This window comes from Janibacter melonis, assembly GCF_020567375.1.
Classification (GTDB): Bacteria; Actinomycetota; Actinomycetes; order Actinomycetales; family Dermatophilaceae; genus Marihabitans; species Marihabitans melonis.
In genome coordinates this window covers 1,207,722-1,216,088 of the sequence record NZ_JAJBZM010000002.1, presented here as the reverse complement: position 1 = coordinate 1,216,088, position 8,367 = coordinate 1,207,722, and the positions used below count along the sequence as shown (strand labels likewise).

Here is an 8,367-nt window from a genome sequence, read left to right as displayed (position 1 = left end):
CGCCGCCAGCGTTCGTCCTGAGCCAGGATCAAACTCTCCGTTGATGTTCAACTCCCACCACAACCCCAAAAGGACCGCGGTGAAATACTGATACCCACAAAGGGTTGTCATCCCAGCTGAGCAAGAACAACTAGCAAAAATACTAGATGATCATTGTCAACCAAAGGATTAAAATATCGTTTCATCAGCACCACACACCCACCAGAAGGAGGATGCGCCGCACCTCAGAAGACGAGGTATTGGCATCGATTTTTGACACGCTGTTGAGTTCTCAAGGTTCGGACGCGCACCATCACTCTGCACTCTCGTGCGAAGCTCCGGGGCAACTTCTCCAGCCTACCGCATCTCAGCTTGGGCGACAAATCCGTGATCCGCTCTTGGAGCGGCCGAACTGCATCGCGCTTGGATCTCTGCGGTGTGCTCCGCAAAGGTAGCACCCGATCTGGGCAACCTCCAACTCGGCTGCAGCGCAGGGCCGCCCGCCCCCTTCGGCCCCGCCAGGTCAGGCCGCGAGCGCCAGTCCTGCGTAGGCGCCGGCCCGCTGGAGGAGCTCGTCGTGCGTCCCCTGCTCGGCCACCACCCCGCCGTCGAGAACGACGATCTGGTCGGCTCCTTCGACCGTCGAGAGCCTGTGGGCGATGGTGATCGTCGTGCGCCCCTTGGCCAGGGTCTCGATCGCCGCCTGCAGCTCGCGCTCGGTCTCGTTGTCGAGCGCACTGGTCGCCTCGTCGAGCACGAGGACCCTCGGGTCACGCAGGAGAGTGCGTGCGATGGCGATCCGCTGCTGCTCTCCCCCGGAGAAGCGGTAGCCCCGTGAGCCCACCACGGTGTCCAGCCCGTCGGGGAGGCTCGCGACGAGGTCGGCCACCTGGGCCGCAGCGAGCGACTGCCACAGCCTGGCCTCGTCGGCGTCGGGTCGGGCGAGCAGGAGGTTCTCGCGGATCGACGCGTGGACGAGGTAGGTCTCCTGGCTGACGACCCCGACCACCGAAGCGAGGTCCTCGGGGTCGAGGTCCCTGATGTCCACCCCGTCGACGGTCACCCGCCCCTGCGTGGGGTCGTACAGACGCGAGACGAGCGCGGCGAGCGTGGACTTGCCCGACCCGGTGTGCCCGACGAGGGCGAGCGAGGTGCCGGCCGGCACGTCGAGAGACACCTCGTGCAGCGCGTCCCTCTCCGCCCCCGTGTAGCGGAAGCTCACCCCTTCGAGCCGGACCTCACCACGGACCGACTCGAGGTCGAGGCGGACCGGGTGCTCCGGTGCCGTGATCTCCGGCTCGAGGTCGAGGTACTCGAAGACCCGGCTGAAGAGCGCCATCGAGCTGACCCACTGGGCGCCCACGTTGAGCAGACCCATGAGCGGACGGAAGATCCCGGCCTGAAGCGTGGTGAAGGCGATAAGGGTGCCGATCGTCATCCCCCCGGAGGTGGCCGGGAGGCCGGCGGCGAGGTAGATGGCGGCCGGCACCGCGGCGAAGACGACCTGCATCGTCGCCATCCGCCAGCGTCCGGCGAGCTGGCTGCGCAGCTCGAGGTCGATGAGGTCGTGGCTCACCTGGGCGAAGCGCTGCGAGTCGCGACGGGTCGTCCCCATCGTCTTCGCGAGACGGATGCCGCTGATCGACAGCCCTTCCTCGATCCGCACGTGCAGGTCCGCCAGCGCTGACTGCTGGCGGGCCGTGATCTCGCGGCGCAGCAGCGCGACCTTGCGCGTGAGCCAGATGGCCGGTGGGACGACGACGAGCGAGATGAGGGAGAGCCGCCACGACAGGGCGACCATCGCCACCGCGGTCGCCACGGCGGTCGTGAGATTGCTGGCGATCGAGGTGGCCGTCGTCGTGACGACGCCCTGCATGCCCCCGACGTCGTTGATGAGGCGCGACTGGACCTCGCCGGCCCGAGAGCGCGTGAAGAAGCCGAGCGACTGACGCTGGAGGTGGCTGAAGAGCTGGGTGCGCAGCCCGTGCATGACGCGTTGGCCCACCTGGGCCGACATCCATGTCTGGACGACACCGAGCGGAGAGGTGACGACGGCGACGGCGACCATGCCGCCGACGACCCAGAGCAGGAGCGAGACGTCCTGCTGCGGGATGGCGACGTCGACGACCTCGCGCACGAGGAAGGGCGAGGCCATGGAGACGACGGAGGTCGCGACGATGATCGCGACGACGACGCCGAGCGTGCGTCGGTGGGGGCCGAAGAGCGCGGCGACCCGGGCGAAGGGGACGGGGCGCGCCTCGAGCTGAGCGCGATCCTCCTTCGAGATGCGGCGCGGACCGCCGGGGCCGCGGCCGCCGACGTGGGGGGTGGGTGCGTCTGTCATGGGCGCCCTCCTTCTATTGCTGAGGTTGACTCAGTATGAGGTAACCACAGGGGTGTCGGTAGCATTCCCACATGGCGACGACACCCCCCGCGGCGGACGGGCTCGGCGAGCTCATGCTCGCCGTCACCCGGCGGCTGCGCAGGGGCACGGCTCATGCGCTCACCCCGCTGGGCATCACGCCTCACCACGCACGGGCGCTGCGGGTCGTCGAGCGGGACGGCCCCATGCGGCTCGGTCAGCTCGCCGAGGCCCTGCACGTCGCGCCGCGCACGGTGACCGACGTCGTCGACCACCTCACGGAGTCCGGCTGGGTCGAGCGCTCCCCCGACCCTGCGGACCGCCGCGCCACCGTCATCGACGTCACCGCCGCGGGTCGGACCATGGCCACCGAGGTGGAGCAGGTGAGGCGGGCGGCCAGCCGGGAGATCTTCGCCGGCCTGTCGAAGGGGGACCGCGCTCACCTCGAGCGGATCCTGCGCGACCTCGTCGGCTGAGCCGCCTGTGGATCGTCCGGTGGCGCCGGGCCGCTGCTTCGCTAACTTGGACGGCAGCGATGAGGCGTCCGGGCGGGTCGGTCGCCGCGAGGGAGGGGCTCGGACGCATGGGTACACGCACCCTGGGACTGCTGGCGGTGGGGGCCGTCACGCTCGCCGGCTGCACCGGGGGCGGAGAGGACCCCGAGACGACGTCGGCGAGCATCGCCACCCCGACGAGCGGCTCGTCCTCGAACCCGTCGACTACTTCGAGCAGCGGCGGGTCGACGACCAGCTCGGGAGAAGCCACGCCCAGCAGCTCGACCGACGACGCTGCCCGGTGGACGTCGCCACCTGAGGCGGCCAGGGCGAATACCCGCCAGGGAGCACAGGAGTTCGCCAAGTGGTACACCCAGGTGACCGGCGCGGCCCAGCACCTCATGGACGGTGATCTCATCCGAGAGCAGTCGACGACCGGATGTGTGAAGTGCGAGGACATGGCCGCCCTCGCTGACGGCCGCAAGGGCGTGCAGCACCCATCGATCAATCCGTACCAGCAGATCACCAGGGTGAAAGTCCTCAAGTGGGGGAGTCAGCCAACCTTCCAGGTCGACTTCGCCGTTCCCAGGCACAGCCTGCTCAACGATGCCGGACAGAAGGAGGCGACAGTTCGAGCTGAGAAGGCGGCGTTCGCGATGCGGTTGGAACGGGCCGGAGACCGCTGGGCGGCATCGGAGTTCACGCTCGCATTTAGGGATGGTGAGGCATGATGCGACGGCTTATCGCAGCGTGCCTCACAACGCTGATCATGTTGCTTGGCTCTAACGCGACCGCCGATGCGGACGCGTCGAGGACCTGTCCCCCGCCGCGGGTGGAGGGCACGGTCGGCGATGCTGGGCTGGGCGCCGCGGGTAGTTCAGGTCAATGCGGTGGGGAAGCCCCAGGCGCCCCGCAATCGGCTCAGAACGCATCACAGAAGGCAAACAGCGGGAGCACGCAAGCACCGTCTAGCAATGCGGTCGGGCGTGGTCCGCGGGCCGGTGACGACGGCTCCCAGCTCGTCAGCGAGTCGTGCGCGGGGCGGATGGCCGAGCTGCAGTGCCAGGCCGCGGCGGGGACGTGCGCCGCGACCTCGCCGGACAGCGATGGACCGGTCGCGATCATCCGGCAGCCGGGCGGTCAGCTCGAGGGGTACGACTGCGGCGCGACTCCGGGCCAGCCCGGCCCAGCCGTCGTCGCGGCTCCACCCGTGCCCACCTTCGGGCAGATCCAGCAGGCCTTCCGCGAGCTCCCCTTCTGCAAGCCCAGCCCGAGCATGCAGCCCGTCGGGGGCAAGACGGTGGTCAACCTCGCCACCTACTACGAGGCCGGCTGGCCCGATGGCGCCTGCCTCTCCCCCGGCGAGACGAGCGCGAAGGTCCAGCTCCTGTCGTGGAGCGTCGAGTTCACGGTCGCGGCTCGCGACTACCGCTTCAGCTACGGCGACGGCGCGTCGAGCGGGTGGACGACGTCGACCGGGGGTGGCTACCCCGACGGCGACATCACCCACGCCTACCGCGACACCGGGTCGGTCGACGTGAGGGTCGACGCCCGGCTCACCGGCAGCTACCGGGTCGACGGCGGTGCCTGGCAGGACATCGAGGCCGTCGCCGACCTCCAGGACGAGCCGGCCGCGACCTACGAGGTCGTCGAGGCGAAGAACAGGCTGCAGGCCGACCCGGCGGGGTGAGCGGATCCCCCTTCGGCACCGGTCGATTCCACGGAATCCGTGGGTGTCGCCGGTGTCGGACCCGTCACTAGCGTCGCCGCATGACTGCGCTCGAGCTGCCGCCCCACCCCGTCGACGCTCCCGTCCTGCAGGCACCGGTCGACCTGGGGGGCTTCGCCCTTGACCTCTGCTGCGCGCCGAGCGTCGCGTCGTACGCAGCCCCGGTCGTCGAGCGCTTCATGCGCTACCACGAGGACGGCCAGCACCACGACGGCCTGCGCACGATGGTGGGCTTCAGCATGTGGCAGCTGCGGCAGTCCTCCCCCGGCCGCATGACGATCCAGGCCCCGAGCTACCTCAGCCCCGACCCCGACCTCACCGAGGACACGACCGACGACCTCACAACCGCGCTGTGGGTCGAGGCCATGCACGACGACGTCTTGCGCCAGCTCGACGTCGACGGCGACGTCGTCGACCTCTCCTCCGGTGTCATGTGCACCCGTGCCGCGCTCAAGGTCGTCGAGTCCGGCGGCGACGACGAGCTCGTCCTCACCCGCCACGCTCCGACGTCCGAGAGCAGCTCGGGCTGGCACCTGAGCACCGTCGCCAAGGCCGGTCTCATCGGCCGGCGCGAGAGCGACGTCCTCGCCGGGCTCCTCGTCCGCGGAGCGCCCACGGTCGTCGCCCTCCTCCCCCTGCCCGTCGGCACCACGGCCCGCCTCACGACCACCCGGGTCCTCGACGTCACCACCGGAGAGGCCCCGCGTCGCACGACGACGGGGGGCACCCCCTTCGCCGCCGGCGAGCGGGTGACCGTCGAGGAGCACGTCGACGGGCTCACGGTGCGGGCCACCATCGCCCCCGCTCTCGTCGAGGTCGCCCGCACCCTGCTGAGGACCGCGGCCGCGGGCGGCCGCGAGCGCCTCGTGCCCGGCGCCGCCCTGCAGACCGACTACGTCACCTACCGGCTCGAGCAGGCCGAGCCGGACGTGCTCGACGTGACGTCGCCGGACTTCTCGCACCCGCTGGCCTACCGCTCCGGCACCACCGTCGACCTCACCGAGGCCGTCTTCGCCCATGTGCAGCAGCAGACCCTCGTCGGCCGGGCGGGTGTCGAGGCAGAGCCCACCCACGTCGACGACACCATCGGCATCCAGCGTGCGGTCGTCGACGCCCTCGCCGACGGGCAGCGCATCGGGGTCGTCCTCGACCGCATGGCCCTCGGCGACGCCGACCGGCTCGACGACGGCACCCGGCGCTCGGGGTGGTTCGTGTGGGCCAACGCCAGCACGGGGCTCACCGAGGACCAGCGAGCGGTGCTCAACGTCGACGCCGGAGAGGTGCACTCCTACGCCCGGTGGCTCGCGCCCTACCTCGCGCTGCCCGTCGGGACGATGGTCCAGCTCTTCGACGACCAGCTCGTGCGGGCCCACCTCGTCGACCCCGACCGGCTCGACGCAGCCGTCGAGTCCGGCCCGGCGCGCACGATGGGCGACCTCCTCGCCGACCCGCAGATCGCCCGTCCGATCCTCGTCGGGGACGACGCCACCGGCTGAGCGCACCCTCGGGGGTGGTGACGGGCGCAGGTGCGCCCGGCAGAGTGGGGCGATGAGCACCGACGACACGTCCGAGGCCCGTCCCGACCCCGACGAGCTGCTGAAGGTCTACCTGCGGCGGCACCTCGCCGCGTCGGCCGGCGGTGTCGACCTCTTCCGCCGCGTCGCCGGCAGCATCCCCGCCTTCGCCCGAGACGAGGTCGTCCGCCTCGCCGACGACGTCGCCGCCGACCGCCGCGGCCTGCTCGACATCGCGGGGAGTGTCGGCGTCACCCAGCCGCAGGTGCAGGAGACGATCACCCGCATCGGCCAGCAGCTCGGCCGGCTCCACCCCGCCGGCACCCTGCTCAGGCGCTCGCCGCTCACCGACGTCATCGAGCTCGAGGCGATGAAGGCCGCGACGAACGCCCGCATCCTCGGCTTCCGCACGCTGCAGGAGCTCTCCGACCCCCGCCTCGACCAGCGTCACGTCACGACGCTGCTCGAGCGCGCGCTCGACCAGGAGGAGCGCATCGAGCTGCTCCGCGTCGAGGCCGTGCACCGGGCGCTGCGGCCTCAGGACTGAGCGAAGAGGAAACCCCGCTGCGTCACTGACCGCTGCGTCCTCGACCCCTCAGTCCTTGACCGCGCCCTCGAGCATCCCGGCGATGAAGTGCCGCTGCAGGAAGAGGTACACGACGACCACCGGCACGGCGATGATCGTCGCGCCCGCCGCGAGCAGCGCGAAGCCCTGCGTGTACTGCCCGGAGAAGAAGCCCAGGCCCAGCGGTGCGGTTCGGATCGCCTCGTTCGTCGGGGCCATGACGAGCGGGATGAGGAACTCGTTCCACGTCCACATGAAGGTGAGCACGACGAGGGTGATGATCGCCGGACGGGCGAGCGGCACGAGCACCTGCCACAGGATGCGCATGTGCCCCGCCCCGTCGAGGCGGGCCGCCTCGATGAGCGAGCGGTTGGTGGAGCGGAAGAACGAGCGCATCCAGAAGGTGCCGAAGGCCACCGACTGCGCGACCTGGGGCAGGGTCACCGCCCAGAAGGTGTCGGTGAGACCGATCGTGCGCAGGTCGTAGAAGAGCGGCACGACGATCGCCTCCGCCGGCATCATGATGCCGACGAGCATGACGTAGAAGATCACCGTCGAGCCGCGGAAGCGCATCGTCCCCAGCGCGTACCCGGCGAGGATCGACAGGACCGTGCTCACGGAGACGACGAAGACCGAGACAAGGACCGAGTTGCGCAGGTAGGTGCCGAAGCGCCCCACCCGCCACGCCTCTGCGAAGTTGGCCAGACCACCCGGCGCCCCGGAGTCGGTCTGCAGCGCCGCCCCGACAATCCCGGCGAGCGGCGCGATCGCGAAGAGCGCGAAGACGACGAGGACGACGTAGCTGCCGACGGTCTCGCGGGCCCGCACCCTCATGCGCGGTCACCGAGCCGGGTGATGACGAAGCTGATGGCGAAGATGATGAGGGTGAGCACGACGCCGACCGCGCTCGCGAGCCCGACCGCCCCCTGCTCGAAGCCCTGCCGGTAGACCTCGTAGCTCGGCACCGTCGTCGAGTGGCCCGGTCCCCCCTTCGTCGTCATGAAGATGAGGTCGAAGGTCTTCAGCGACGCGATGACGGTGAGCGTGAGGGCGACGGCGATCTCACCGCGGATCGAGGGCAGCGAGACGGCCAGGAACTCGCGGATCGGGCCGGCGCCGTCGAGACGCGCGGCCTCGTAGAGGTCCTTGGGCACCTGGCTCAGCCCGGCGAGGAGGAGCACGGTGACCAGCCCGGTCTCGAACCACGTGCCGATGACGCCGACCGAGGGCAGGGCGAAGGTGTAGTCGCCGAGCCACCCGCGGGTCAGCGAGTCCAGGCCGATCGCCGAGAGCACCGAGTTCAGCGAGCCCTCGGAGGCGTAGACCCGGCGCCAGGCGACCGCGATGACGACCATCGCGACGACCTGCGGCAGGAAGACCACGGTGCGGAAGAAGCCCAGCCCCCGCACCCGCGAGCGGTGCATGATGCCCGCGAGCACGAGGCCGATGAGCAGCGGCAGCACGGCGTAGAAGACCATGAGCACGAGCGCGTGCAGCAGGGCCGCGCGCAGCCGCTCGTCGGTGAGGACGTCGGTGTAGTTCGACAGACCCGCCCACGACCCGACGGACAGCCCGTCCCAGTCGTAGAGCGAGATCCAGCCGGCCCGCAGCAGCGGGTAGAGGGCGAAGGCCCCGTAGACGAGCAGGGCGGGCAGGAGGTACAGCCAGGCCACCCGCCGGGGCTCACCGGGAGGGCCGTGCTGCCGTACCTTCTGCGCCGCCAC

Annotated in this window: 8 protein-coding genes; 5 read left to right on the top strand and 3 right to left on the bottom strand. The window is 70.4% G+C overall.

All coding sequences use genetic code 11. The features are described 5' to 3' along the window. Positions 1 to 502 precede the first annotated feature (502 nt). The gene (locus LIV55_RS12025; RefSeq protein ID WP_229300350.1) at positions 503 to 2,323 is read right to left on the bottom strand and encodes an ABC transporter ATP-binding protein; all 1,821 of its coding nucleotides are present in this window, start codon (positions 2,321 to 2,323) and stop codon (positions 503 to 505) included. Positions 2,324 to 2,394: 71 nt separating this feature from the next. Between LIV55_RS12025 and LIV55_RS12020 the strand changes: the two genes are divergently transcribed. The 5 genes from LIV55_RS12020 (at position 2,395) to LIV55_RS12000 (ending at position 6,625) form a co-directional block, all read left to right on the top strand. After that, positions 2,395 to 2,817 carry a MarR family winged helix-turn-helix transcriptional regulator gene (locus tag LIV55_RS12020; protein ID WP_229300349.1) on the top strand — a complete coding sequence of 141 codons (423 nt, stop codon included), beginning with the start codon at positions 2,395 to 2,397 and terminating at the stop codon, positions 2,815 to 2,817. A 107-nt stretch (positions 2,818 to 2,924) separates the two neighbouring features. Further along, a complete protein-coding gene (locus LIV55_RS12015) occupies positions 2,925 to 3,566 on the top strand; it encodes a hypothetical protein (protein ID WP_229300348.1) in 642 nt (213 codons plus the stop codon). Between the two features lie 314 nt (positions 3,567 to 3,880). Beyond that, entirely contained in the window at positions 3,881 to 4,525 is a 645-nt protein-coding gene (locus LIV55_RS12010) for a hypothetical protein (RefSeq protein ID WP_229300347.1), read from the top strand. Between the two features lie 80 nt (positions 4,526 to 4,605). Further along, positions 4,606 to 6,060, top strand: coding sequence for a hypothetical protein (locus LIV55_RS12005; protein WP_229300346.1), 1,455 nt, complete (start codon positions 4,606 to 4,608; stop codon positions 6,058 to 6,060). A 52-nt stretch (positions 6,061 to 6,112) separates the two neighbouring features. After that, a complete protein-coding gene (locus LIV55_RS12000) occupies positions 6,113 to 6,625 on the top strand; it encodes a hypothetical protein (RefSeq protein WP_229300345.1) in 513 nt (170 codons plus the stop codon). Positions 6,626 to 6,673: 48 nt separating this feature from the next. Here the strand turns inward: LIV55_RS12000 and LIV55_RS11995 are convergent, their stop codons facing one another. Together LIV55_RS11995 and LIV55_RS11990 are read right to left on the bottom strand one after the other, a co-directional pair. Beyond that, the gene (locus LIV55_RS11995) at positions 6,674 to 7,477 is read right to left on the bottom strand and encodes a carbohydrate ABC transporter permease (protein WP_123092404.1); all 804 of its coding nucleotides are present in this window, start codon (positions 7,475 to 7,477) and stop codon (positions 6,674 to 6,676) included. Further along, positions 7,474 to 8,367, bottom strand: a complete 894-nt coding sequence (locus LIV55_RS11990) for a carbohydrate ABC transporter permease (RefSeq protein ID WP_229300344.1) — start codon at positions 8,365 to 8,367, stop codon at positions 7,474 to 7,476. The genes LIV55_RS11995 and LIV55_RS11990 overlap by 4 nt, the downstream gene beginning before the upstream one ends.

Coding starts and splice junctions, on each gene's coding strand:
- LIV55_RS12015 (WP_229300348.1), top strand. CDS start 2,925: ATGGGTACACGCACCCTGGGACTGCTGGCGGTGGGGGCCGTCACGCTC.
- LIV55_RS11995 (WP_123092404.1), bottom strand. CDS start 7,477: ATGAGGGTGCGGGCCCGCGAGACCGTCGGCAGCTACGTCGTCCTCGTC.
- LIV55_RS12005 (WP_229300346.1), top strand. CDS start 4,606: ATGACTGCGCTCGAGCTGCCGCCCCACCCCGTCGACGCTCCCGTCCTG.
- LIV55_RS12020 (WP_229300349.1), top strand. CDS start 2,395: ATGGCGACGACACCCCCCGCGGCGGACGGGCTCGGCGAGCTCATGCTC.
- LIV55_RS12010 (WP_229300347.1), top strand. CDS start 3,881: ATGGCCGAGCTGCAGTGCCAGGCCGCGGCGGGGACGTGCGCCGCGACC.
- LIV55_RS12025 (WP_229300350.1), bottom strand. CDS start 2,323: ATGACAGACGCACCCACCCCCCACGTCGGCGGCCGCGGCCCCGGCGGT.
- LIV55_RS12000 (WP_229300345.1), top strand. CDS start 6,113: ATGAGCACCGACGACACGTCCGAGGCCCGTCCCGACCCCGACGAGCTG.